This is a genomic window from Methylomonas sp. TEB, assembly GCF_047777895.1.
Taxonomy (GTDB): Bacteria; Pseudomonadota; Gammaproteobacteria; order Methylococcales; family Methylomonadaceae; genus Methylomonas.
The window spans coordinates 813,557-840,549 of record NZ_CP180476.1 but is presented as its reverse complement, the minus strand read 5'-3'; the positions used below and the strand labels follow the sequence as shown (position 1 = coordinate 840,549).

Genomic DNA, 26,993 nt, shown 5'->3' with positions numbered 1-26,993 from the left:
CTAAACTACCAGGAGGCATGAGGCATATAGATGATGGAGAACAGCGATGAGCAATTGGGCCGAAGAAGAAGTACAAACCGCTGATTTGGAAGATCGGCGCCTGAATAAACGATTGGCACTGTTACTGGAGCGATTAGGCGAACATCCCCAGCTCAGCATCCCGGCGGCCTGTGGCGGCTGGAAGGAGACGATGGGCGCTTACCGGTTTTTCGACAATGATAAGGCGACTTTCAAAAAGATACTGGCGCCGCATCGAGATGCCACGGTCGAACGGATGAAGAGCAGCCCGGTCGTATTGCTGGCGCAGGACACGACGGAGTACGACGAAAACATTTGTTTGGGGCCAAAAGGTCTCGGTACTTTGAAAGAGATGGCGAAACATGCGCGCCGACTACATCCGACCATCGCCTTTACGCCGTCGCGGATTTGCTTGGGTGTCGTCAAGGCAGCGTATTGGGCGCGTGACGGCGCCAGCCCGCGACAAGCGCGGCGGCACAAAGGCGTGGACGAAAAAGAAAGTCGGCACTGGCTCGAAAGCTATCAGGATAGCTGTGCCTTACAGGCGCAAATGCCGGACAGTTTATTGGTCAATCTCGCCGACCGCGAGGGCGACATTTACGAATGGTTTGTCGAATACCAAGACTATGCGCCGACTGCTCGCGCTGAATGGATTGTTCGGGCGACGCAGAACCGAGACCTTCTGGTCGAGCCGGAAAATGCGGCGAAATGGCTATGGTCGGCCCTGGATCAAGCGCCGGTCATGGGTTATACCGAGGTTAATGTCAAGTCGCGGCCGAACCGTGCAGCGCGACTGGCGCATATCACGGTACGCGCCGCCACGGTGCCCCTCAAGCCGCCAACGCGTATTGGGTATCGACTGCCGGCATTGAGCATCAACGCGGTGCTGGCGCGCGAAGAGACGCCGCCAGCCGGCAAGGAACCCTTGGAATGGCTCCTGCTGACCAGTTTGCCTGTGGCGAGTTTCGAGCAAGCGACTACGGTGGTGGCGTGGTATGGCGTGCGCTGGTGTATCGAAGTGTACTTCCATGTATTGAAGAGCGGTTGCCAGATCAAGCGGCTACATCTGGAATCGGAAGAACGGCTACTACCTTGTTTGGCGCTCTATATGGTTATTGCCTGGCGGGTGTTATTCAGCCTGATGCTCGCGCGCGCAGCGCCGGACATGGATTGCGAGATTATTTTCGATCCGCAGGAGTGGCGAGCGGCTTATATCGTCGTCAAGCGCTGTCCACCACCGCTCACGCCACCGCGCCTCGGTGAGGTAATCCGACTGATTGCAAGCTTAGGCGGTTATTTTGCCCGCAAACACGATGGTCCACCGGGTGCCAAGGCCATGTGGATCGGCTTACAGCGCTTGCGCGATTTTGTCATCGCCCTCAATGCTCAACAGGATCTCGCAATGAGATGTGTATAACGATGAGCGCGCCGCGTGGGAACCAAAATGTTCCGCGCTGCGGTCATGCATGCCGCAGCGCGGCCAAGCCCGACATCCCCACGCAGCGCGCTCATCGTTATACACAAGTCTCCCAACGACTAAACTACCAGGAGGCATGAGGCATATAGATGATGGAGAACAGCGATGAGCAATTGGGCCGAAGAAGAAGTACAAACCGCTGATTTGGAAGATCGGCGCCTGAATAAACGATTGGCACTGTTACTGGAGCGATTAGGCGAACATCCCCAGCTCAGCATCCCGGCGGCCTGTGGCGGCTGGAAGGAGACGATGGGCGCTTACCGGTTTTTCGACAATGATAAGGCGACTTTCAAAAAGATACTGGCGCCGCATCGAGATGCCACGGTCGAACGGATGAAGAGCAGCCCGGTCGTATTGCTGGCGCAGGACACGACGGAGTACGACGAAAACATTTGTTTGGGGCCAAAAGGTCTCGGTACTTTGAAAGAGATGGCGAAACATGCGCGCCGACTACATCCGACCATCGCCTTTACGCCGTCGCGGATTTGCTTGGGTGTCGTCAAGGCAGCGTATTGGGCGCGTGACGGCGCCAGCCCGCGACAAGCGCGGCGGCACAAAGGCGTGGACGAAAAAGAAAGTCGGCACTGGCTCGAAAGCTATCAGGATAGCTGTGCCTTACAGGCGCAAATGCCGGACAGTTTATTGGTCAATCTCGCCGACCGCGAGGGCGACATTTACGAATGGTTTGTCGAATACCAAGACTATGCGCCGACTGCTCGCGCTGAATGGATTGTTCGGGCGACGCAGAACCGAGACCTTCTGGTCGAGCCGGAAAATGCGGCGAAATGGCTATGGTCGGCCCTGGATCAAGCGCCGGTCATGGGTTATACCGAGGTTAATGTCAAGTCGCGGCCGAACCGTGCAGCGCGACTGGCGCATATCACGGTACGCGCCGCCACGGTGCCCCTCAAGCCGCCAACGCGTATTGGGTATCGACTGCCGGCATTGAGCATCAACGCGGTGCTGGCGCGCGAAGAGACGCCGCCAGCCGGCAAGGAACCCTTGGAATGGCTCCTGCTGACCAGTTTGCCTGTGGCGAGTTTCGAGCAAGCGACTACGGTGGTGGCGTGGTATGGCGTGCGCTGGTGTATCGAAGTGTACTTCCATGTATTGAAGAGCGGTTGCCAGATCAAGCGGCTACATCTGGAATCGGAAGAACGGCTACTACCTTGTTTGGCGCTCTATATGGTTATTGCCTGGCGGGTGTTATTCAGCCTGATGCTCGCGCGCGCAGCGCCGGACATGGATTGCGAGATTATTTTCGATCCGCAGGAGTGGCGAGCGGCTTATATCGTCGTCAAGCGCTGTCCACCACCGCTCACGCCACCGCGCCTCGGTGAGGTAATCCGACTGATTGCAAGCTTAGGCGGTTATTTTGCCCGCAAACACGATGGTCCACCGGGTGCCAAGGCCATGTGGATCGGCTTACAGCGCTTGCGCGATTTTGTCATCGCCCTCAATGCTCAACAGGATCTCGCAATGAGATGTGTATAACGATGAGCGCAGCGCGTGGGAACGAGAAAGTCACAGCGGATGGCGCTTCGCGTATCCGCTCTACGCCCCTTCTTTAAACAGGCCATCGTTGAGGCGGAATGTTTTTGTATAGGTTTTGAACTCTGATGTCTCGCAGTTTTCTTCTGTGATATTGAAGACGATACTAACGTGCTCCGTATCTTCGTTCAGAATACGGTACGACGATATTGCTGCGGTTTTGCCTTTCATAATATTCTGATGTTTTTCGGTTTTTCCGGTTTTTGGGTCGGTTGTTTCCCAATGCCCACACAAACCGGACTCAGGGTCTTGGCCGGTGGCCAGCAGCAGGTAATTGACATAAGACTTATCTTCCCTTGTTGGTGTCAGTTGAATAATGTTGAAACCCTGAGTCCAATTTCCTTGATGGGCGTTTGACCAAGACATTAGTACAAACCTCTTGTGGTTCATCCCCTCGAATTCTTTTTCTATCTTAATGCCAGGGATTGGCCTGAGATCGCTTAAGCCAAAAGTGTTTGCATTAAAGTCATACTCGTAAAGACCTTGTCCGAGTCTTCCTGTATCGGTAACCGTCAAAAGAAACTGGTAATTGTTTAAGCGAAAACAGTCGTCTGGACTCGGTTTGTCTGGATTAGATTCCAAATACTCGCGCAGCACCTTGAAGCTCGGTAACTTCAAAGCTACGCTGCAAGACTGGAAAAAATTTTCGGCTTGTGCGGAGAAGGAGACAATGCTTACCGCGTATACGAAATAACTAATAATTTTGTTCACTTCTCACCCACCAGCATTTAATTTCTAAACTCGATAACTTGCGCAGATAGATACCGTCTTGAAACCGCTTATGCAAACGAAATATTTGGATCAAAAGGTTTACCGAATTTCAAGATAGCGAAGGCTAGATGGATGAGTTTGCGCATAGCGGCGCAGGTGATGAGCTTGCCGTTCTTGCCATTGGCTTTGAGGCGCTGACAATGCGCTCGAATGACAGTGTTATGTTTATCTGGTTCCCACGCGGAGCGCTCATCGTTATACACATCTCATTGCGAGATCCTGTTGAGCATTGAGGGCGATGACAAAATCGCGCAAGCGCTGTAAGCCGATCCACATGGCCTTGGCACCCGGTGGACCATCGTGTTTGCGGGCAAAATAACCGCCTAAGCTTGCAATCAGTCGGATTACCTCACCGAGGCGCGGTGGCGTGAGCGGTGGTGGACAGCGCTTGACGACGATATAAGCCGCTCGCCACTCCTGCGGATCGAAAATAATCTCGCAATCCATGTCCGGCGCTGCGCGCGCGAGCATCAGGCTGAATAACACCCGCCAGGCAATAACCATATAGAGCGCCAAACAAGGTAGTAGCCGTTCTTCCGATTCCAGATGTAGCCGCTTGATCTGGCAACCGCTCTTCAATACATGGAAGTACACTTCGATACACCAGCGCACGCCATACCACGCCACCACCGTAGTCGCTTGCTCGAAACTCGCCACAGGCAAACTGGTCAGCAGGAGCCATTCCAAGGGTTCCTTGCCGGCTGGCGGCGTCTCTTCGCGCGCCAGCACCGCGTTGATGCTCAATGCCGGCAGTCGATACCCAATACGCGTTGGCGGCTTGAGGGGCACCGTGGCGGCGCGTACCGTGATATGCGCCAGTCGCGCTGCACGGTTCGGCCGCGACTTGACATTAACCTCGGTATAACCCATGACCGGCGCTTGATCCAGGGCCGACCATAGCCATTTCGCCGCATTTTCCGGCTCGACCAGAAGGTCTCGGTTCTGCGTCGCCCGAACAATCCATTCAGCGCGAGCAGTCGGCGCATAGTCTTGGTATTCGACAAACCATTCGTAAATGTCGCCCTCGCGGTCGGCGAGATTGACCAATAAACTGTCCGGCATTTGCGCCTGTAAGGCACAGCTATCCTGATAGCTTTCGAGCCAGTGCCGACTTTCTTTTTCGTCCACGCCTTTGTGCCGCCGCGCTTGTCGCGGGCTGGCGCCGTCACGCGCCCAATACGCTGCCTTGACGACACCCAAGCAAATCCGCGACGGCGTAAAGGCGATGGTCGGATGTAGTCGGCGCGCATGTTTCGCCATCTCTTTCAAAGTACCGAGACCTTTTGGCCCCAAACAAATGTTTTCGTCGTACTCCGTCGTGTCCTGCGCCAGCAATACGACCGGGCTGCTCTTCATCCGTTCGACCGTGGCATCTCGATGCGGCGCCAGTATCTTTTTGAAAGTCGCCTTATCATTGTCGAAAAACCGGTAAGCGCCCATCGTCTCCTTCCAGCCGCCACAGGCCGCCGGGATGCTGAGCTGGGGATGTTCGCCTAATCGCTCCAGTAACAGTGCCAATCGTTTACTCAGGCGCCGATCTTCCAAATCAGCGGTTTGTACTTCTTCTTCGGCCCAATTGCTCATCGCTGTTCTCCATCATCTATATGCCTCATGCCTCCTGGTAGTTTAGTCGTTGGGAGACTTGTGTATAACGATGAGCGCCGGAGCGTGGGAGCGAGATAAACGTCTAATTCGGATGAGTTCTAATGTCAGGAAAACTCCCCGGAATTAACAGACCCTGTTGAACATACAACGGCCTCTGACTGCCTGACGCGCCGTATATCCAATAGGTAAAATACAAGGAACCGGGGGTGGCTACCGCGCGTTTCTCCAGCTGCCGGAAAGGACCAATATTGACGGCGCCGAGCTGCGGAACCAAGTTAATATCTGTCGTTCCACCCAGGGTATGCGGGATAGAGTGGCCCCGGTGATAATCTGGACCATCACTGAGAGGGTGGCCGGCCATTCGAGAACGGTCACGGGCACCAGCATGTCGACCGTTGCTAACACCCCATGCGGCGATCAATCGTTCAATCGTCACATCGAACAAATACGAAAAGTCGTCAACATTAGTCTCCAAAATTTTGCTGCCTTTAATGAAACGTCTGTAGTCGTCTAGCCAAGTCTCCAGTAGATACGGTATGACGCGCGTTTCAAAGACATGCGATGAATGGATGTTAGTACCGGCCATCATAGACCCCAGCATCGGATATACCGCCATAAATTCTCCTGATTCGAATTATAAATAAATCTGGTGTTTGAAGCTGAGGCTCCTAGGGCGGATAAGCGAAGCGCCCGCCGCCATTCGAGCATTGCAACTCGCCATCCAGTTCCCCGACAATATGGCCGCAAAGGTCATGTTAACCACCCATTTCCAAGATTCGCGACAACCCCACAACCTCCGCCTTTTTCAACGACTTGCTCAGCAACATATAAGTATCCCGATCAAAAGCCGGCCGACCGCTCTGCAACAGCTCCGCGATGTCCGCTTCGTTTTTGGCCGTACCCAGATAACACCAGAGATCGATCACATGCAGTTCCTGGCCTTCGCGCACGCCAATCGCGCCCGGATAAGGCCAAACTGCGAGTTTGAGTTTTTGCATGGCGATCAACAGCCGCGCCGCGTGCGCCAGCGGCGCTTCCTTGCCGACGCAGGCGCCGCGGCATTTTTTGATCTGGTAGCCAAAACACGGCTTGCCGGCAGCGGTTTTCTCCAGGCCCAACACACTCAAACAGAGACCGTGCTGCTCGGCGACGCCGCGCAAGGCTTTTTGGGCGTCGCGCAGACTGTGGTACAGGCCGTACAGATTATCCTGAGCGCCAAAATCCAGCTCGCCAGCCCAGATCAATACCGGCTTAAGCTGTTCGCCCTGTTGTTGCAACTGCCAGGCACACAAGGCGTTTTTACGGCGCAGGCGCTGGTTATGCACCGGCGTTTTTTCCTTGATCAAGCGCGCTTCCAGCAGTAGCGCGCCCAACTCGCCGGCGGTTTCGATCCAGTCAATTCGGCGTAATTGCTGAGCCAGACTCATCTCCTTGCTGTTCTTGTGGTCGGCACCGAAATGCGCCAACACCCGGTTGCGAATGTTGACGCTTTTGCCGATGTACAGCGGCAAATCATTTTCGCCATAAAACAGGTAGACGCCGGGGGTTTCCGGCAAATCGTGGATCAAGTTTGGGTCGATGTTGGACGGTAGGCTGGAGCGGCCGACCAGACGCTGGGCGGCTTGGTCGACCACCGCCTCCGAGAACTGCTCGCAGGCTTGAGTCCAGAATTGGTGGATCAACTGGGCATCGGCCAAAGCCCGGTGCCGGTCCTTGGCTTGCAAGCCGTGGCGTTCGATCAGGCTGTCCAGATTATGCCGGTGGTATTGCGGATACAAAGCCCGCGACAGTTTGACGGTACACAACACTTGCGGCCGAAAGCTCAGGCCGATCCGGCCGAATTCGTTCTTCAAAAAGCCGTAATCGAAGCGGGCGTTGTGGGCGATAAACAGCCGGCCTTCCAGCAATTCCGCCACTTCGCCGGCCACTTGCGCAAAGCTGGGCATCTGCGCAACCATCTCGTTACTGATGCCGGTCATTTGTTCGATGAACAACGGAATCCGGGTTTGCGGGTTGACCAGTTGGTTCCATTCCCGCACGCCGTCTTCATCGACCAGCACGATACCGATTTCGGTGATGCGATCCTTGGTGGCAGTCGCGCCGGTAGTTTCCAGGTCGACGAAGGCCAGCGGCTGGTTAACGAGTTTCGACATCGCACTCCGTCGCGGCTTGCGCCCAGTCCAGCGGACAACTGCAAAATACGTGGCGGTCGCCGTAGACGCTGTCGATGCGGCCGACCGGCGGCCAGTATTTGTCGTCGTGCTGGTGGCTGTCCGGGAAGAAGGCTTTTTGCCGGGAATACGGCAAATGCCAGTCCTCCAGCAACAGGCGGTGGGTATGCGGTGCGTTGTGCAACACGTTGTGCTGCGGGTCGGCTGTGCCAGTCTCGATCTCGCGGATTTCGTCGCGGATCGCGATCATCGCCGCGCAAAAGCGGTCGATCTCGGTTTTGTTTTCGCTTTCGGTGGGTTCGATCATCAAGGTATCCGGCACCGGAAACGATACGGTCGGGGCATGAAAACCGTAATCGATCAGACGCTTGGCGATGTCCTCGACCGTGACGTTGGCGGTTTTTTTAAAGGCGTGGCAATCGATGATGCATTCGTGCGCGACCCAGCCGTTGGCGTCGGTGTACAGAATCGGGTAATGCGGCGCCAGGCGGCGGGCGATGTAATTGGCATTCATGATTGCGGTCAAAGTTGCTCGGCGCAGGCCGGTGGCGCCCATCATCGCGATGTAGGCCCAGGAAATGGTGAGAATGCTCGCAGAGCCCCACGGCGCCGCCGATACGGTACCCACCGTGCCGTGTTCGCCCTTGGCGGGATTGACGCCTTCCACGAGTGGGTGATCCGGCAAGTACGGCGCCAGATGCGCACCCACACCGATAGGCCCCACGCCGGGACCGCCGCCGCCGTGCGGGATGCAAAACGTCTTGTGCAAATTCAAATGCGCCACGTCCGCGCCAATCTTGCCGGGCCGACATAGACCGACCAAGGCGTTGAAATTAGCGCCATCCATATACACTTGGCCACCGTGTTGATGAACGATGTCGCAGATTTCCCGAAACGCTTGTTCGTAAACGCCGTGGGTGGACGGATAGGTAATCATCAAGGCCGCCAGCGTATCCTTAAACTGCTCGGCCTTGGCGCGCAGATCGGCGACATCGACATTGCCGTGGTCATCGCAGGCCACGACCACGACCTGCAACCCGGCCAAAGTAGCGCTGGCCGGATTAGTGCCGTGCGCCGAGGCCGGAATCAGGCAGATGTTACGTTGGCCCTGGCCGTTGACCTGGTGGTATTTGCGGATCACCAGCAGGCCGGTGTATTCGCCTTGCGAGCCGGCATTGGGTTGCAACGAGAAGGCATCAAAGCCGGTTAAATCGCAGAGCATGTCCTCCAGCTCGGCGAATAATTGCTGATACCCTTGGGCTTGATACAGCGGCGCAAACGGATGCATGGCATTGAATTCGTAGAACGAAATCGCCTGCATTTCGGTAGCGGCATTGAGTTTCATCGTGCACGAACCCAGCGGGATCATCGCCCGGTCCAAGGCAATATCGCGGCGCGCCAGCCGGCGCATGTAGCGCATCATCTCGGTTTCCGAATGGTACAGACTGAACACTGGATGGCTCAGAATTGCGTCGTCACGCAATAGCGTATCCGGGATGCATTCGCCCAGCGTCGCATCCAACGCGGCGATGTCCGGCAATTCGGCAATCGGCGAAGCGAACACCTGCCATAAGGTGCGTAAATGCTCGCGGTTGGTGGTTTCGTCCAGAGCAATACCCAGTGTATCGGCATCGATAACCCGCAGATTGATATTCACATCAGCCGCCTGTGCGGCGATGCGGCGGGCGCGATTCGGCACGCTGACCACCACGGTATCGAAATAACATTGGCTCAGTACTTGATGGCCGCCTTGCACCAAACCCGCTGCCAGAATCTGCGCATAGCGATGCACCCGGCCGGCGATTAGGCCCAGCCCTTCCGCGCCGTGATAAACCGCATAAAACCCGGCGATCACCGCCAATAACACCTGGGATGTACAGATATTACTGGTGGCCTTATCGCGGCGGATGTGTTGCTCGCGGGTTTGCAGGGCCATTCGCAAAGCGATCTGGCCGTGACTGTCTTTGGACACACCAATCAAGCGCCCAGGCATCGAGCGTTTGAATTCGTCGCGGGTAGCAAAAAACGCCGCGTGCGGGCCGCCATAGCCCATAGGCACGCCAAAGCGCTGAGCGCTGCCTACCGCGATGTCGGCATCGAAAGCCGCTGGCGGCTTAAGCAAGACCAAACTCAGTAAATCAGCCGCTACCGTGACCAATGCTTGTTTGCCGTGGGCAATCGCGGTCGCTTCGGTCAGATCGCGGATTTCGCCGCTGGAGCCCGGATATTGCAGAATCAAGGCAAAGAAATCGTGTTGCGCCAGATTGTCGAACGGATCGGCGACCACCACTTCGTAGCCCAAGGAACCGGCTCGGGTCTGCACCACCGCAATGGTCTGCGGATGGCAATCTTTGTCGATCAACACGGTGTTGGACGGGCTTTTTGCTAGCCGCCGCGACATGGTCATGGCTTCCGCCGCCGCAGTCGCTTCGTCCAGCAGCGAGGCGTTGGCGATATCCATACCGGTCAAATCGATGATCATTTGCTGAAAATTCAATAAAGCTTCCAGCCGGCCCTGCCCGACTTCGGCTTGATACGGCGTGTAGGCGGTGTACCAGCCGGGGTTTTCCAGGACGTTGCGCTTGATCACCGCCGGCATGATGGTGTCGTAGTAACCCATGCCTATCATCGATACCAACACCTTGTTGCGCTCGCGCATTTTGCGCAAGTATTTGATCACCGCCCGCTCGCTGATGGTATTGGTAAGTTTCAGCGGTTCGTGATTCAAAATATTGGCCGGAATCACTTGGCCGACAATCTGTTCCAGATCGCTCAAGCCCAGCTCGGCCAGCATCTCCTGAGTCTGTTGAGCATTGGGACCGATGTGGCGTTGAATGAAATTACCGCGCATTTCCAGTTGGTCGAGACGGGCGTTTTTTGCAGACATGGCTTTATGTTCTCCGGTAACGGTGCGGAACGAAAGGTAGCGAAGTGACCGTCACCGAAATAGCAGAGTTCCGCACCAGCGCGGTTAATCCGGTACCCGGCTCGGCAAATCGGCGAGCCAACAGCGCCATCGCCACCGGCCGATTTAGACTCGGCGAGAAACTGCCGCTGGTCACCGTGCCGATTGGCTGGTCTTGATGCACAATCTCACAGCCGTCCCGCACCGGAATACGGCCATCCACCGTTAGGCCGACGCGCACTCGCTCCGCGCCATCCTGCCGTTGCTGCAGAATTTTTTCCGCGCCGGGAAAATCGCTGTGGCCTTTTTTGAATATCCACTGCAAACCCGCTTCGATAGGTGTAATCGATTCGTTAAGCTCGTGACCATACAGGCACAAACCGGCTTCCAAGCGCAGCGTATCGCGAGCCCCCAGGCCAATCGGTTCAACGCCCTGTTCCGCCAACAGCAAACGGGCGATGCGCTCCGCGTCGGCTTGCGGCAAGGATATTTCAAAGCCGTCTTCGCCAGTGTAGCCGCTACGGCTGATGTGGCATAGGGTTCCGGCAATCTCGGTGGCGCACGCTTGCATAAATTTCAGCTCGCCAGTCTGCGGCGCAAACTTGGCCAGCACCGCTGCCGCAGCCGGCCCTTGTAAGGCAAACAAGGCTAGCTCAGCTAACGCTTCGAATACGCAATCGGCCGGTAATTGGCTGCGCAGATAAGCAAAATCCTTGTCCTTGCAACCGGCATTGACGATGAGGGATAAGCCGGATTCGATGCGGGTGACGATGATGTCGTCGATAACGCCGCCGTCGGCGTTGGTCAAGACGGTATATTTCTGCGCGCCGCACTTTAAATCGACGATGCCGCCGGGCGTGAGTTTTTCTAAGGCCTCTGCCGCGCCTTCGCCCGATATTCGGCACTGCCCCATATGGGAAATATCGAAGAAACCGGCCTGGCTGCGGCAGTGCAAATGCTCGTGAATGATGCCGTTTTTGTATTGCACCGGCATCTGGTAACCGGCAAACGTGGTCATCTTGGCACCTAGTTGCAGGTGTAAATCGTATAAGGGGGTTTGCTTTGAACTATTCACCTGGCCATCCCGTGTGGATTAGTAATGGTGCAAGTCTAGCCGCGTAGTGCGGCCAAACCAAGGTATTTAGCATTAATGCCGCACGCAATATCGTTTGGCAATTTTCGAAAAAACAGTTTTGCGTTCCACCAACACAGGCATTCCGCAATCCGTCAATCGCGAATCGCCTGGAGATAATTCGCCCGCGATAAGACATACATGGGGCTGGAGGAAATTGAGACGATGGCCTGGCCCACATTATCGACGGCCAGTTCCTGTGCTTGCCCGACGACATCCACCGCCACCCAGGCTTTGCTCGGGTCCAGCCGTATTGGCCAGTCACTGCGGGCGTCATCCGTCCGCCAGATCATCAAAGTCTCACCAAAATAAGCGGCCTGAATGTTGCCGTCCTTGGTATCGATAGCACGGTACGGCCAACCGTCAATCAGCGCGCTGGCGGTATACATGGCCGCTTCGCCGGGCTTATGGCCTAAGGAATAGTCCCATATTCGGCCGTAAGCCAGGTCATATTCGTGGGCAATACAAAACGCTACACCCAGATAATCCGGACGGCTGTTGACCCAGGCGATGATTTTCGCTACCTGCTCGGCCTGCCAGCGCCGGCCGCTGAAACCGTGCATGGCCTTGGCACCGGTTTCGCCAAGCCAGAACGGCAATTTGTTGCTGCGGCCCAGGCTGGCATAGCTTGCCAGCACACCCCGCTCATCTTCGTTGGAACCATTACCAATCGGCCCACCAAAACGCGGCGGCTGTTGCGGATAGGCGTGCACGTCCCAAGCATCTTGGTAGTTGTCCAAACCCAATTGCAATACCTGTTTAAACCAATCGCCCTCGCCGGGCCTGACCAAGCTGCCGCCGACATAATGCGCATCGCTGCGGGCTTGATGGGCTTGTTGATATTCCCATTTAGCTCGTTCGACCCAATGCGCCGGCTCGCGCAGCGCTTGCCAATCGGCTTCATGGCGAATATCTATTTCGTTCGTGGCTTTAAAATAGCGAGTGTAAGCCGCCGCCGATTGGATAAAGTTTTGGCCGTCGTTAGGCTTGTCGTTCAACCAATTGCTGTCGCCTGAGGAATCGGCAAATAGCTGCAAGCCGCGCTGCTTGGCTTGATCCCACAGCGGCTTATAGTCGGGAGCAAAACCCGGATAGCTGCCGTAGCTTCTGAAAATCCCCATCCGTTCCAGCCAAGCAAAATAGCCGCCAGATTGCTTGAAACTTTTGTCACCGTCGGCCAGCGCGTAGTAATCGTTGTTCCAAAGTTTCTTTTGCGCCAGCCGTTGCTTTTGGGCGGCATTGCCGCCGACCACACTAAAACCGTCGGCCGGATAATGCATGATCAAGCGGCCGTCGGTCGTATACAAGGACGGATAGACCGCGTAATAACCCGGCTCAAGAAGCTTGCCAAAATCGGCTTCAATCTGACCGGGAAAGTTATCGCTGACTTCCCGTTCGGCGATTTGTTTACCGCTGTAATCGACCAGGCGCAGACGGCATTTTGCCGGAAAGCGCAGTAACGGCGCCGATAAAGTAGTTTCTTCCAAAATCGGCTGCCAGCGTAAATCCACTTTTAACCTCAGCGCATCCCCCGGATGCAGCAGGTTGGCCGGCGCATCAACGAACACGATAGGCCGTAACTTTGTGGCAATCCGATGTAAAGCCAGATCCGCATCGGGATCGCTAACTTGGGTTGTCAAGCCTGCCGATGTCTGTCCGGCTGGATCGGTGAATGCCCCGGAGAAATAAAAGCGCTGTCCTTGCTCATGTTGCATTACCAGTTTCAGCAGCAGGCTATGCCAGCCGGGCGTCAAGTTTAGCGTCGCCACTTGCGGGGACAGCCTACGCTCCGCTGATGCAGTTGCCGGCAAGCCTTCGGTGGTCAAGCTATGCAATAGCGTTTTGACTTGAGTACCCATAGTTTTGGCGAATCCGTCGGGTGGGCTTGGATCATCGGTAAACGTAATAGATTGACCATCCAGCCAGCCGGCTGATTTGATACCGGATTGCCTTAGATGCAACAGCGTTGGCGTTGCTTGCTGGGCATGAATGTAAAGCTGCGCATAGCCAGTTCCGCGCGACCAACCATAAGCATGTGCAGTGCTGGCTTCTATGTCGGCATCACCGTTGGTTTGGGTTGGTGCGATGCGCCAATCGCGCATTTTGCCGCCCATCATTTCCAGGCTCAGATAGGCTTGCTCAGGGTTGGGCCGTAAGATAGTTTCTGTATCCAGGCCAAACACCGATACGCCGGCTTGGCCGTCCTGCAAACCGCCGACCAGCCAAGCCATTGGCACACCGTTTTGCAACGGTGTCGGCGGCAGGGGATTCACTTGGGCGGGTATCGGCATATTGCCGAATTTGCCTGGTTCAGCCAGAAACTTGAGCACCTCCGCTGCTGCGGCCGGTTGAGTCAAGACGCCGAGCACGGTGAAATGGTCGTCGGCGATTACCGCGGCGGGCAGTGTCTTAATATTTAATTGCCCGGCCATCGCTTCGGCTTCTGGGCCGAGCAAATAAGTGACCGGCAAATTTTCATAGACCGGTCGAGCCGCATCCGCAGCCAAGCCGCCAAATAACATCTCGGCATGTTCGCCCTTGCCATCCAACAGATAAAGGCGTCGCGGGCCTGCGGCGGCAGGTTTAGTCAACGCCAAGAAGCGATTTCTGGCCTGCGCCTGCTCGGCGGACATCCACTCGCCAAGCGGCTTATTAAGTATCAATAAAAATGCGTCGAAAACTTTGGCCCCGTCGGCCTTGCCGCTATTTTCGATGTCCAGCCAGCGGTCGCCAGGCAACAATGTCACGCCGGCAGGTGCCGGCAACCATTGGTATTCCCACGGGGTGTTGTTAGTCAGGGCAAACTCGGTGCGAGTCGCCAGTTCTTCAGGTTTTGCACCGGCCTTGACGATAAAGTGTTGTTTGACCTGAGACACTTCGCCGCCGCTTTTATAGCGGGCCAGCAATCGATATTCGCCAGGCTTAAGGGCTGCCGGCAATGCAAAGCGAAAACTACCGCCCCAATCGCCAAACCCTTGATGAAACAATAATGCTTCATCCTGCTCGATGGCCAGTGCGCCGGTATTGCGGCCCGCCGTGGCGCTGCCAGTAATAACGTCGAGATAGCGCGGCTTGGGCAACGCCGCCAAGATTGGCGCCTTACCTAATTCCAACAATACTGCCGGTTGATCCGCTCGCCCCTCCCAGGGCAACGCCACCCACGGCGACGCCAACAAAAACGCATCGAACACTTTGGCATCGTGACCATTGCCGCTGTTGCGAATTTCGATCACCGTATCACCGACTTTCAGCGGCACCGGCTTATCACCGGTCATCCAGGCGTATTCCCAGCCGCTAGGTTTCAGCGCAAAGCTGCTGCGCAACGCCAACCGGCCGGCATCAGGTCCCGCCCAGACTTCAAAAGTCTGTACACAAACATTCGGATCGCCGCCCTGCCGCCAGCGAGCCCAAAATTTAAAATCACCCGCCGCAGGCTGGGTTAAGTTGAACCGAAAAGCCGCCGGCCATGCGCCAAAGCCGGCATGCAACACGTTGACAGCATCAGGCTCGACTTGCCAACTGATACCGGCTTGCAGTTCCGGCAGCGCTTGGCCTTGCACGATCTGGACACCGGGCAGGAGATGAGATAGTGCAGAAGGCGCGCTGCCCAACTCAAGCAAGAAGGCCGGGTGCTGCGGCGTCGGATTAATGGGGAGATTATGAGTTGCGTCATTTAATCCGGCCAGGCTCGCACCAGGAGCAGCTATTGCCAACAGGCAGACAAAAATGCAGCGCGTGGAAACCGAAAACAGCCGAAGGGATATAGTGCGGGGAAGCATCGAAAATCCTTGTCAGTTATAAACACCCGAGCCAAGCCCGGGAGCAGACACATCCTTGTCGATACCATGATAAAACAGCTTGGCAAAAATTTCCGCTTTAGTGCCGGTTCATTAGTCTATGCAAAATCATTGGGCGTTGCGCTGGAACAAAAACAGAAACTCAATTGACGGCCTGAGTTAGCTGTAGAAGTGGCGGGCTAAAGTCGAAACCGAAATGCTTAGGGTCTTCGCCTATCACCGCCGCCGAGACGATGTAAAACACGTAATCATAGGTTTCTACTGGAATTTCGTATTGCTGGATGAATTTCCAGAAGTTGCGGTCGCGCGGGTTATCCGGCATTTTTTCCACCATCCCGCGTACCTTATTATGGCCGTAGTTATAACTGGCCATCACCAACAAGCCCGATGCCTGCGCCTGCTTGCTGTAGATGTATTTCAGGTATTTGGCGCCGGCTTGGGTGGCCTGCGCAAAGTCAAAACGCGCATCCTGCTCGTCGTATTCTCTGACATTCGCCAATGGGCCGGGCGGCAACCCGTATTCCTGGCCGGTGGTCGCTAGAAATTGCCAGGCACCTTTGGCAATGCCAAAGCGCGTTTCCGGCCCTATCGCTTTCGTGTCGTAATTGCTTTCCTGCAGAGGCAAATAGATAAAATAAGCGGGCAGGCCTTCCTTATCCAAGGCTTCCAGCACCATCGGGCCGTATTGGTTGTCTTGCATGTTTTTAATAGCCAGGCGCAATCTGCCGGTATCCTGCCAGTTTTTGATGTATTGCCGTACTTGCGTGACAAACTCGTCCGGCAGTTCCAATTCGCTTTCGCCAAAGCCTCTGACCACACGAGTGATTAACTCACGTTCATACTGTTCGTCGGTCGGAAAGCTCAGGCGTAGAAAGTCGATTTCTTTCAGGTATTCCTGATATTTGGCTTTCATTAGCTTCAGCTTTTGCCGTTCCTCGGCCAGGCGTTTTTTTTCTTCCAGAATTTTGGCCTGTTCGCCTTTGATGCGCTCCTGCGAGACCTTTAGTTTTTCGTCCTTTAACTCCTCCAGAGCCTTACCCAGAGATTCGATATTTTCCGCCAAGCGAATATCGGCTTGCGACAAACTGACTTCCAGGGTTTTGACGTCGTAAAACATGTTGATCGCCAGCTTACGGGCATTGTCCAGCGCCAGGTATTGGTAAGTGACCAAGCCGGCGGCTATCACAAACAAGATTCCCAAGGACCAAATCAGTTTTTTATAGTTTTTGGTTCTGACTGTTCTATCCTCGCGGATCACCCGCCGCACCATGCGCGTGTAGTCGCCCATATCCGCCGATTCTTCCTCGGACAACAGGCGGTTTTTGATGGCGTCGGCAGATAAATTCTGTTGCGGCTTGGGTGGTGGGGCTATGGGCTGATTTAAAACCGGCGTTTGCGCGGCGGCAAATAAAGTGGCGTCGTCTTTAGGCGTGGGCAAAACGGGTTTTGCATTTGCCGAGGCGATTTTTAGTTCAAACGGTGAAACGCCCAAACCCAACGATACCGGCAACTGCAACTTGGTTTTGGCGGCCAGTCTTTGCTTATCCAGATACACGCCGTGCGTGCTATTTAAGTCATAAAGCCACCAGCCGTCCGCTTCGCGCTTGATTTGCAAATGATGCCGGCTGATGGATTGATCGTTGACGACCACCGAGTTCTCTGCGGAGCGGCCGACACTAAAACTGTTTTCAAAAGCATAGTTGGCGATCACTTGTCCGCTGATATTCAGCAAATCGACCAGTAGCGTTTCCGGCTTGACCAATACGGTGCGATCAGCATCCGCTTCCGGTGCTTTAAACGGACCGACACCCATGAAAACGGTTTTATCGTCTTCCATCAATTTGCCTCATCGTTACATTGCCTGCGCCAAAGCTTGCTATCCGGCCCTTAAATCTCGTCACTCCCGCGCAAGTGGAATTTCAATCGCGGCAATAGATTCCCGCTTTGGGAATGCCGGCCGCAAAGAATTTAAGGACGGGGTTAGTAATCGCTCTTATGTATAGGCGATTTCAAAAAACCGCTTTAGCTTTTAATCCCGAAACCAGCTGTGTGGTAAATGCCTGTTTATCTCGCATATCCAAATGCGAGCCGTCCGGCAATGCAAAGTTTAACGCCGGATAATCCTGCGAATTAAAAGTTATTGCTCGGCTATGAGCGGCAAATACATCCCAACCAAATTCACGTGGGCTTCTATGCTCATCAATGGCGAAAATCAATCCTGCCATCGGGAAATTGATAAAGGCGATTTTGCCGCCCCGCTCCAAAATCCGGTCTGTCAGGCGATTGACGTAGAAAAACTGCTCCGGCGCGTAATGGGTCGGTGCCGATTGTTGCAAAGCGTCAATCACCAGACGTTCGAAATCGGCTTGCGAAGCGACTTTAGCGAGATCGACCGTTTGCCCAAGGTTGCGCAACACTCTTTGAATATAAAACATCGGCTGATCGACCAATTGATAATCAGCATCGCGCTGCCGATTAGGCTTGGTACTGAGATAAAGCGGCCTGACTTTGCCCGGCGTAATCAGCCGTATCAACAAATCGCTGGCCGGCATGCCGCTGGCGTATAACGCAGACCATTGTTGCACCCGGCTTTTCAATAGCGTTTCCAGCTTGGGCGCCACCAAGGCTTTATATTCCCGATGATAAAAATCTATCCATTCGTTGGCACGGTCGGTCTGCGATTTTTCCACCAATTTCCAGACATCGCCGGACACCAGTACGGTACCGGTAATACTGTCATCGGCGGCCAAATCAGCCAACACCGGCAAGAACTCCGAACCGTCTATCGCCAGTTGCACTGGGGTTAAGCCGGTTGCGGCGGCCAATACATCCAGATCCATATCCAGTTGCATGCGCGAGTCGCCGACCAGGATCAGGGCCTGCTTACCCAGCAACGCGGCTTTAGTGCGTTCGGTGGCCCATAACTCCTTGCTGTCCTGCACAGTGGGCTGAAAGCCGATTTGCCGTAACCTCAGCTCGACAACCGTCAACAGCAGCACGGCAATCGCCATCCCCGCCAGAACGCTGCGTTTAAGGGCTTGCTGGGGCAAACGATCACTAGAATTGGAAGTATATGAATGCACGACTATCACCCGTAGAAAAAATACCCACACAAACCATCAACAAGGCGACGAGGCTGGTTTTGACCATGGGCGAAAAACTGTCGAATCGTTGTTCAAGCCTGATGTCCCGGCTGGCGATATGCCAAATCAACGTTGTTGCCATGACGGTCACGACGACAATCCGGCTGAGCATCCCCAATTCACTACTGCCCGTGGTATTGGTCAGTGCCCCTAATATTGCCGCTAAGTTGTCGAAGCCTTGCGCACGAAACGGAATCCAGGTCAGCGACACCAGCAAAAAGGTCAGCACAATCAGCACCAGTTTTGGCGCAAGCCCAAGCGGACGATAAGACGTGACTTGCTTGATGCCGTGTTCGACCACTAAAAACAATCCGTGCAAACATCCCCATACCGCAAAAGTCCAGGCCGCACCATGCCATAGTCCACCCAAGATCATCACCAATACCAGATTGAAGACGGTCCTAACGGGCTTACCTCTGCTGCCGCCGAGACTAAAATACAGGTAATCCCGTAACCAGCTGGACAGCGAGATATGCCAGCGCTTCCAAAAATCCGAAAAGCCCAGCGCGCCATAAGGACAATGAAAATTATCGGGCAGGCTAAAACCCAAAGTCAGCGCAGCACCGATGGCGTATAAGGAGTAGCCTGCAAAGTCGAAAAAGATTTGCCCGGAAAACGCCAACACACCCAGCCAAACATCCTGCGCGGAAAACGCACTGGGCGTCGCGTAAATCTGATCGACTACCGGCGCTAAGGCAGTGTCGGCCAAAATGGCTTTGGCGAAAATTCCGAATAAAAATAGCGTCAGCCCCCAAACGAATTGCTCGCTAGTGGCTTTTTGCGGGGCTTTACACTGGGGCAGAAACTGGGGTGCGCGGACAATTGGCCCGGCTACCAGTTGCGGAAAAAAGGTCACAAACAAGGAAAAATCCAGAAAGCTGGTTTCGGCGGGCGTTTTGCGTTGATAAACGTCCAGCGTGTAGGACAAGGTTTGGAAAGTGTAAAAGGAAATACCGATCGGCAACACAATGCCCAAAGGCAGTGGTTGATAATTTATTCCGGCCAATCCGAGCAAACCGGCAAAACTTTGATTCAAGAAATCCGCGTATTTGAAAAAACCCAGAAAACCAAGATTCACCAACAAACTAATCGTCAGCAAACCTTTGCGCCGTTCCTGGCTTTTTGCCGCCGCCATGGTTTTGGCCAAAAAAAAGTCTACGGTGGTGGAAATCCATAACAGCACCACGAATGGCGGATTCCAGGCGGCGTAGAACAAATAACTGGCGATCAATAGAACGATTTTCTGAGCTCGCCAATTACGTATCGAATAATGCAGGGCTAAAACGACTAGCCAAAAAATCAGAAATAAAAACGAATCAAATTGCATAGGCCGGCTGCCAGTTGAAACAGGGCCGACAGAATCGGCCGTGTAAAGTCAGATGGACGCGCTGGCAAGCTTGTATTTGCCAGTGCCGGACAAGAATAGTCCAACAATGGCAATCACGCTTACGAAGCCTTACGGGCGGCAATGGCCTGGCTGAGTTGATACACCGCCATAGCGTAAAGCGGGCTGTGGTTATAGCGGGTGATGACATAAAAGTTATGCAAGCCCACCCATAAATCTTCCCCCACCTGTTGCTGGTAAGCCAACAGTTTGACGGTTTCGCTGGCGGCCAATTGCGTAGGAATATCCACGCCTAAACGACGCAATTCGCCGACATTCGTATCCGGCTTGACGCCCTTGCTCAATGCTTGCCGATAGGCTTCGCCACGGGCACTAACCGGGTAAGCGACAGCCCCGCCCGGTTGCCACTGGTTGCGTACAAAATAATTAGCCACACTGGCAATCGCATCTGAGCTGTTGGTCCAGATATTCCGTTTGCCGTCCAGATCAAAATCCTTGGCATAACCGCGAAAACTGCTGGGCATGAATTGCGGCAGCCCCATCGCCCCGGCGTAAGACCCCATGGGTTGCAGAGGGTCCATGTGCTCTTCGCGGGCCAGCACCAGAAATTGCTCCAGTTCCTTCAGGAAGAATTCGCTGCGCGGCGGATAGGCAAAACCCAGGGTAGCCAGCGCATCGATCACCCGATATTTGCCGGTATGCGCGCCGTATTTGGTTTCCACGCCGATGATGGCGATGATGATTTCCGCCGGCACACCGTATTGGCTTTCCACCGCTTTCAAAGCCGCTTCGTTGTCCTTCCAAAACTGCACACCGCCGGCGATCCGCGCCTCGGTCATGAATATCTCGCGATACTGAAACCAGGGTTTGCCTTCCGCCGGTTTGGACATCGCATCCAAAATCGGCTGGTGGATTTGCACGGCCTTGAACAAATTCCGCAATTCAGCTTCGTTGAAATGCTGCTGCTTGACCATGTTGTGGATAAACTGTTTGAAGCTGTCGGTTTCGGCGATTTCAGCCGATGCCGAACCGGCAGCGAACAACGTGGCGGCCAACAGCCAAGCTGATAGGTTTTTATTCATTTTCATAAGCCAATTAAACAGGTAGTAATTTACGGTGGGTATGGATGGACATCAGAATACCGAAGCCGGCCATCAGCGTCACCATCGAGGTGCCGCCATAGCTAATCAACGGTAGCGGCACGCCGACCACCGGCAGCACGCCGATCACCATGCCGATATTCACAAAAACGTAGACAAAAAAAGTAAAGGCCAAACTGCCTGCTAACAAGCGCGAGTAGGTATCCTGGGCTTGCACGGCAATGTAGAAACACCGGCTGATGACCAGCAGATACAAAACCAGCAGCCCGACGCAGCCGAACAAGCCAAACTCCTCGGCAAACACCGCAAAGATAAAGTCCGTGGAGCTTTCCGGTAAAAAATCCAGTTCCGCCTGACTACTGCCCAACCAGCCCTTGCCGTTGATGCCGCCGGAACCGATGGCAATCTTGGATTGAATGATATGGTAACCGGCGCCCATGGGGTCCGCTTCCGGATTCATAAACGTCAATACGCGGTTGCGCTGATAGTCGCGCATGAAATGCCACAACACCGGGGTCAACGACGCCAGTAAAGCCACAATGCCTAGCATGAACCACCACGACAAGCCGGCGAAGAACAACACCGCCGCCCCGGAACTGGCAACCAGCAAGGAGGTTCCCAAATCCGGCTGCTTCGCGATCAGCAAAACCGGCACTATCAACAGCGTCGCCGCACCCAACACATGCTTGGGTTTGGGCGGCAAGGCCCGTTCCGAGAGATACCAGGCCACCATCATCGGCGCACTGATTTTGGTGAATTCCGACGGTTGAAAACGAAAGAAACCCAGATCCAACCAACGCTGCGCCCCCATACTGATCTGTCCCATTACCGCCACTGCCAGTAACAACAACACGCAAATCGAGAACAAGGCCACCGAAAAACTCTGGAAGCGGCGCGGGTTGATATGCGCCAAAACGATCATCAATAAAATGGCAAAGCCCATGCGGGTGGCATGCCGAATCAACAAGGGCACTTCTTGCCCGCCAGCGCTGTATAAGATCACAAAACTGGTCGCGCAAATCAGCAACAGCCCGATAAACAACGGGATGTCGATATGCAGCTTTCTGAGTAAATTACCCAGCAGCGATGGCGGCTGAAACTGCTCATTGCGCATTTCGGTTCTCATGGCTGCGGCTCCTTTTTTTGATTCAGATAGGCATCGATAATTTCGCCGGCAATCGGCGCCGCTACCGAGCCGCCGTGGCCGCCGTGCTCGGCGATAATCGCCACCGCAATTTGCGGGTCGTGCACCGGCGCAAAGGCTATGAACAAAGCATGGTCGCGCATTTTAAAATCGATGGCGTCTTCGTTGTATTTCTCTTCCTGCTTGATGGTAAACACTTGCGCGGTGCCGGTCTTGCCGGCAATTTGATAGGTAATGGCCTTGGCCAAGCGGCCGGCTGTCCCTCTAGCTCCGTGTACCACATTGGTCATGCCTTTGATGATGTTATCGACGTTTTGGGTTTTCAGCGGAATTAGCGCATCGGCTTTACCGCCTATCATGTCGGCGTAATCAGCGCTGATAATACTGTGCACCAAATGCGGTGTGATCACTTTGCCGTAGTTAGCCAGCGTAGCAGTAGCGTGAGCCAACTGCAGCGGCGTGGCTTGCGTGTAACCCTGGCCGATCCCGGTAATCAGCGTTTCGCCCGGAAACCACGCCTGGCTACGGTAATGTTTTTTCCATTCTTTGGACGGCATCAAACCATCGACTTCGCCAACCAAATCGATCCCGGTTTTTCGACCGAAACTGAATTTGTCCATAAAGTCGTGCATCTTATCGATACCCAATGCTAAGGCCAGGTCGTAAAAATACACGTCGCAAGACTGGGTAATCGCCTCGTTCATATCCACCATGCCGTGCCCCCACTTTTTCCAGTCGCGATACTTGTGATCGACATTCGGCAGCTTGTAATAACCCGGACAGAACAAACGGTGGTTAAAATCGGTGACGCCATATTCCAGACCGGCCAAGCCTAGAAACGGCTTGACGGTGGAACCCGGCGGATACTGGCCGCGCAAGGCCCGGTTGTATAAAGGCTGATCCGGCGAATCCTGCAAGGCTTTGTATTCTTTGCCGGAAATTCCCGAAACAAATGGATTGGGGTCAAAACCGGGCCGGCTGGCAAACACCAGCACCCCGCCGGTTTTGATTTCAATCGCCACCGCCGCGCCGTTGTATTCCGACAAGGCATCGTAGGCGATTTTTTGTAAATCGATGTCCAGCGTCAAATAGATGTTGGAACCTGCCACCGGCTCCACCGTCGCTACTGTGTTGACGGCCCTGGCCTGAGCGTTAGTTTCTATTTCCTCGTAGCCGGCGGTGCCCAGCAAATGCTCTTCATAGGTTTTTTCGATGCCGGTTTTGCCGATGTGGTTGGTACCGCGATATTTGGCCAGCGGCAAAGTTTGCATTTCCTTCTCGTTAATCCGACCGACATAGCCGACTACATGAGAAGCCAAGTCGCCGTAAGGATAATGGCGCACCAAGCGGGCGTAGACATCGACACCGGGGAAATACGGCCTGACCACGGCAAATTTAGCGACTTCCTCGTCGCTGAGATTCTGCAGCAACGGCGTACTGGTGAAGGATTTGTTGCGCTTACGCTGCTTTTGAAACAGATCGATTTTTTCTTCGGAAATGTCCAGCAGCTTCTGTAGCCTGACTAGGGTGTCGTCAAGATTTTCGATCTGCTCCGGGATCAGTTCCAAACTGTAGGTGGGCACGTTTTCTGCGAGCATCCGGCCCTTGCGGTCGTAAATCACGCCACGGGTGGGTGGCAAGGGCGAAATCTTGATGCGGTTGTCCTTGGATAAGGTTGCGTAGTGCTCGTGGCCAACCACCTGCAAATACACCAAACGGGTAACCAAACCGGCGATCAAAAACAGGATCAAGATAAACGCCGCGACGATGCGGCTTAAAAATAAGCGACTTTCGGCGAGCGGGTCTTTAATGGCGAATTTTCTATCCATGCTCCGTTAGACGATGCGTGCCATTACCCGGATATAACGCAGCACCACAAACACCAGCGGCCACACCAAGGTGCCGGATAACACCGGATACCAAAACGCCAGGGATAGGCGATTGCCGGCTTGCATGCTTTCGGTGCCGAAAATAATGCTCTGCGATGCAAACAAGCACAAAAACACAAACAAGCATTGCTGCACCATCGGAAATTGCCGCAAACGCCGATGCTCGTTGATACTGAAATAGCAAATCAGCGCATAAATCAAGGCATACTGCCCCAGCAAACGGCCAGTTAATACGTCAGTCAACAAACCTATCGACCAAGCGCTGAATACGCCAAACCGTTCCGGCAAGGCAATGGACCAATAAATTAACACCAATACAATCCAGTCCGGATTGAATACATCCATACTGGGAAACAGTGACATTACCCGCAGCACCATTGCCGCGCCTATGGTAACGATGAAGTAAACGGTGGCGGCAAAATCAAGGCGCGACATGCTCGGCTTCCTTGGCTTCCGGCTCGGCTGGCGCTTTACCCTGCTCGCCTAACACCACCGGCGTGGAATGACTCCAGACGATCAAAAACTCGCGGCTTTTATCCAATTCCGCCTTGGGCGTGGCGTAAATATTGGCAAAGGATTTGTCCGGCCTGGCTTCGAATTTATCCACTACCGCGACCGGATAACCGGCCGGAAATACCCCGCCCAGCCCGGAGGTAACCAGCAAATCACCCGGCACGATGTCCGCGTTATTGGCAAGAAACGGCAAATGCAGGCGATTGGGCTGGCCGGTGCCGAAAGCGATGGTACGCAAACCGTTGCGGTTAACCTGTACCGGGACGGCATGGTCGGGATCGGTGATCAGCATCACTTCCGAGCTGGACGGTAATGCCCGCACCACTTGGCCGACGATGCCGTTGGCATCCAAAACAGGCTGTTCCGGATGCACGCCAAAACGCGAGCCTTTGTTGACCACCACCGTGTGTTCGTAAGGCGCCAGTTTTACCGACACCAGTTCCGCTACCAGCACCTGTTCGCCCAGCTGAAAGGAGTTTTCCAGCAACATTCGCAGCCGGGTGTTTTCCTTTTCCAAGGCTGCGAATTTCAACAATTTCGCATCGTTGACGAACTGAGCCTCTTTCAAGCGGCGGTTTTCTTTTTGCAGTTCCACAAAAGAAATCACCGTTCCGGACACGGTCTGATAAAAATCGACCGGCAGACTGGCCAGCGACTGTAGTGGATAAGTGAACACCGATAACAAGGAACGCAGCCGATCCAGGCGTTCACTGCGATAATCAATCACTAACATCGAAATTGATACCAGCAATGCCACCAGTAAGCGGGTATTAAGGGAAGGGCCTTTGGCAAATAAGAGTTTTATGGCAAACCTCTAACAATCAAAACGCGACGGGCAAGACCGGCACCCATCGACGCGACAGCAAGAACAATCAAGCTCCGCTCATGGGCAGTTCATGTGCCGAGCGGCATAAATTCGTAGAAAAGGCCGCTGTAGCCGCTTTACGCGGTCACAGCGGCCTTTCAGAGATATTTCGGTACAGCGTTTATTCCAAAGAAAACGCTGAAGCACCTTTAGAGTCCAACATTTCCAACACCATGCCGCCGCCGCGGGCTACGCAAGTCAAAGGATCGTCGGCAATGTAGACCGGCAAGCCGGTTTCTTCGGAAATCAAACGATCAATATCTTTTAACAATGCGCCACCGCCAGTCAACACGATTCCCCGGCTGGCCACGTCGGCACCCAGTTCCGGCGGGGTTTGTTCCAACGCCACTTTAACGGCGCTGACTATGCCGGATAGTGGTTCTTGCAAGGCTTCCAGAATTTCATTGCTGTTCAATGAAAAGCTGCGCGGCACGCCCTCGGCCAGATTACGGCCGGTGACCTGCATTTCCCGCACTTCGCTACCAGGATAGGCGGCACCGATTTGATGTTTGATTTTTTCGGCAGTCGCTTCGCCAATCAAAGTGCCGTAATTACGGCGCACATAGCTGATGATGGCGTCGTCGAAGCGGTCGCCGCCGATTCGGACCGACGCCGAATAAACGATACCATTCAAGGAAATCACCGCCACCTCTGAAGTGCCGCCGCCAATATCCAGCACCATCGAACCGTGTGCAGTATCCACCGGCAATCCGGCACCGACTGCAGCCGACATCGGCTCTTCAATCAAATATACTTCTCTAGCACCCGCCATGGCCGCCGATTCACGAATTGCCCGCCGTTCCACTTGCGTAGAGCCGCAAGGCACGCAGATCAGAATCCGCGGACTGGGCCGCAACAGTTTGTTTTCGTGGACTTTTTTGATAAAAAACCGCAGCATGCGCTCGGTGACCGCAAAGTCGGCAATCACGCCGTCTTTCAACGGCCGAATAGCGGTAATATTGCCGGGCGTACGGCCCAACATGCTTTTGGCGTCGGCACCGATAGCCGCGATGGTTTTTTGGCCGCGAATTTTGTCTTCTTTAATCGCCACCACGGAAGGCTCGTTGAGTACGATTCCCTGGCCCGGAACATAAATCAGCGTATTTGCCGTACCCAAATCGATCGACAAATCATTGGAAAACAGGCCACGAATTCTTTTAAACATTTTATGCAGTACCCTAAGCGCACACGGAAAATCCCGCTACTTTAACAATCAAGCAGGTATTTGAGCAAGATATAAAGTATCATAGTTTTACTAAGAAAACCTGGAGTTACAAGAATGTCGTTAACGGCGAATGACGTTAAAAAAATCGCTCACCTGGCGAGGCTGGGCATTGCGGAACAAGATGTCGAACACTATGCAAAAGACCTATCGGGCGTACTGGAATTAATGACGCAAATGGGCCAATTAGACACGACCGGCGTGACGCCCATGGCACATCCGCTGGATCAAATGCAGCGCCTGCGCGATGACGCCGTCACCGAGACCAATCAGCGCGACCATTTCCAAACCATCGCCCCGCAAACCGAAGCCGGATTGTACCTGGTCCCCAAAGTCATCGATTAA

The 26,993-nt window shown here is 54.4% G+C and carries 19 protein-coding genes; 3 read left to right on the top strand and 16 right to left on the bottom strand.

Annotated elements, in window-relative coordinates; all coding sequences use genetic code 11:
• Window positions 1-46: 46 nt before the first annotated feature.
• Complete coding sequence (locus ACMXD4_RS03770; RefSeq protein ID WP_415878102.1) at window positions 47-1,435, top strand: IS4 family transposase; 1,389 nt, start codon at window positions 47-49, stop codon at window positions 1,433-1,435.
• 165 nt (window positions 1,436-1,600) lie between these two features.
• Window positions 1,601-2,989 (top strand): IS4 family transposase, encoded by a 1,389-nt coding sequence (locus ACMXD4_RS03765; protein WP_415878102.1) that lies wholly within the window; start codon window positions 1,601-1,603, stop codon window positions 2,987-2,989.
• Between the two features lie 60 nt (window positions 2,990-3,049).
• Here the strand turns inward: ACMXD4_RS03765 and ACMXD4_RS03760 are convergent, their stop codons facing one another.
• The 16 genes from ACMXD4_RS03760 to ACMXD4_RS03685 all read right to left on the bottom strand — a co-directional run bounded on the left by ACMXD4_RS03760 (window position 3,050) and on the right by ACMXD4_RS03685 (window position 26,591).
• The gene (locus ACMXD4_RS03760) at window positions 3,050-3,757 is read right to left on the bottom strand and encodes a hypothetical protein (protein WP_415879906.1); all 708 of its coding nucleotides are present in this window, start codon (window positions 3,755-3,757) and stop codon (window positions 3,050-3,052) included.
• Window positions 3,758-4,012: 255 nt separating this feature from the next.
• Window positions 4,013-5,401: an IS4 family transposase gene (locus ACMXD4_RS03755; protein ID WP_415879905.1), complete on the bottom strand. Its 1,389-nt coding sequence runs from the start codon at window positions 5,399-5,401 to the stop codon at window positions 4,013-4,015.
• Between the two features lie 103 nt (window positions 5,402-5,504).
• Window positions 5,505-6,038 carry a hypothetical protein gene (locus ACMXD4_RS03750; RefSeq protein WP_415879904.1) on the bottom strand — a complete coding sequence of 178 codons (534 nt, stop codon included), beginning with the start codon at window positions 6,036-6,038 and terminating at the stop codon, window positions 5,505-5,507.
• A 139-nt stretch (window positions 6,039-6,177) separates the two neighbouring features.
• On the bottom strand, window positions 6,178-7,575 hold the full coding sequence (locus ACMXD4_RS03745) for an exonuclease domain-containing protein (RefSeq protein WP_415879903.1): 1,398 nt from the start codon (window positions 7,573-7,575) through the stop codon (window positions 6,178-6,180).
• A complete protein-coding gene (gcvP, locus tag ACMXD4_RS03740; RefSeq protein WP_415879902.1) occupies window positions 7,559-10,480 on the bottom strand; it encodes an aminomethyl-transferring glycine dehydrogenase in 2,922 nt (973 codons plus the stop codon). Before gcvP ends, ACMXD4_RS03745 begins: the two co-directional genes overlap by 17 nt.
• 4 nt (window positions 10,481-10,484) lie before the next feature.
• Window positions 10,485-11,573: a glycine cleavage system aminomethyltransferase GcvT gene (gene gcvT / locus ACMXD4_RS03735; RefSeq protein ID WP_415879901.1), complete on the bottom strand. Its 1,089-nt coding sequence runs from the start codon at window positions 11,571-11,573 to the stop codon at window positions 10,485-10,487.
• A 152-nt stretch (window positions 11,574-11,725) separates the two neighbouring features.
• On the bottom strand, window positions 11,726-15,409 hold the full coding sequence (locus ACMXD4_RS03730; protein WP_415879900.1) for a hypothetical protein: 3,684 nt from the start codon (window positions 15,407-15,409) through the stop codon (window positions 11,726-11,728).
• A 160-nt stretch (window positions 15,410-15,569) separates the two neighbouring features.
• The gene (locus ACMXD4_RS03725) at window positions 15,570-17,264 is read right to left on the bottom strand and encodes an FHA domain-containing protein (RefSeq protein WP_415879899.1); all 1,695 of its coding nucleotides are present in this window, start codon (window positions 17,262-17,264) and stop codon (window positions 15,570-15,572) included.
• A gap of 172 nt (window positions 17,265-17,436) precedes the next feature.
• Window positions 17,437-18,510 (bottom strand): hypothetical protein, encoded by a 1,074-nt coding sequence (locus ACMXD4_RS03720; RefSeq protein ID WP_415879898.1) that lies wholly within the window; start codon window positions 18,508-18,510, stop codon window positions 17,437-17,439.
• Window positions 18,485-19,897: an MBOAT family O-acyltransferase gene (locus tag ACMXD4_RS03715; RefSeq protein ID WP_415879897.1), complete on the bottom strand. Its 1,413-nt coding sequence runs from the start codon at window positions 19,895-19,897 to the stop codon at window positions 18,485-18,487. Before ACMXD4_RS03715 ends, ACMXD4_RS03720 begins: the two co-directional genes overlap by 26 nt.
• A gap of 119 nt (window positions 19,898-20,016) precedes the next feature.
• Window positions 20,017-20,997 (bottom strand): lytic murein transglycosylase B, encoded by a 981-nt coding sequence (gene mltB / locus ACMXD4_RS03710; RefSeq protein WP_415879896.1) that lies wholly within the window; start codon window positions 20,995-20,997, stop codon window positions 20,017-20,019.
• Between the two features lie 13 nt (window positions 20,998-21,010).
• A complete protein-coding gene (gene rodA / locus ACMXD4_RS03705) occupies window positions 21,011-22,141 on the bottom strand; it encodes a rod shape-determining protein RodA (protein ID WP_033156057.1) in 1,131 nt (376 codons plus the stop codon).
• Complete coding sequence (gene mrdA / locus ACMXD4_RS03700) at window positions 22,138-23,988, bottom strand: penicillin-binding protein 2 (RefSeq protein ID WP_101052073.1); 1,851 nt, start codon at window positions 23,986-23,988, stop codon at window positions 22,138-22,140. Before mrdA ends, rodA begins: the two co-directional genes overlap by 4 nt.
• Window positions 23,989-23,994: 6 nt before the next feature.
• Complete coding sequence (gene mreD / locus ACMXD4_RS03695) at window positions 23,995-24,483, bottom strand: rod shape-determining protein MreD (RefSeq protein ID WP_033156055.1); 489 nt, start codon at window positions 24,481-24,483, stop codon at window positions 23,995-23,997.
• Window positions 24,470-25,366: a rod shape-determining protein MreC gene (gene mreC, locus ACMXD4_RS03690; protein ID WP_101052071.1), complete on the bottom strand. Its 897-nt coding sequence runs from the start codon at window positions 25,364-25,366 to the stop codon at window positions 24,470-24,472. Before mreC ends, mreD begins: the two co-directional genes overlap by 14 nt.
• Window positions 25,367-25,547: 181 nt before the next feature.
• Entirely contained in the window at window positions 25,548-26,591 is a 1,044-nt protein-coding gene (locus ACMXD4_RS03685) for a rod shape-determining protein (protein WP_020484718.1), read from the bottom strand.
• Between the two features lie 114 nt (window positions 26,592-26,705).
• On the opposite strand from ACMXD4_RS03685, the gene gatC reads away from it, so the two are divergent.
• The gene (gene gatC / locus ACMXD4_RS03680; protein WP_415879895.1) at window positions 26,706-26,993 is read left to right on the top strand and encodes an Asp-tRNA(Asn)/Glu-tRNA(Gln) amidotransferase subunit GatC; all 288 of its coding nucleotides are present in this window, start codon (window positions 26,706-26,708) and stop codon (window positions 26,991-26,993) included.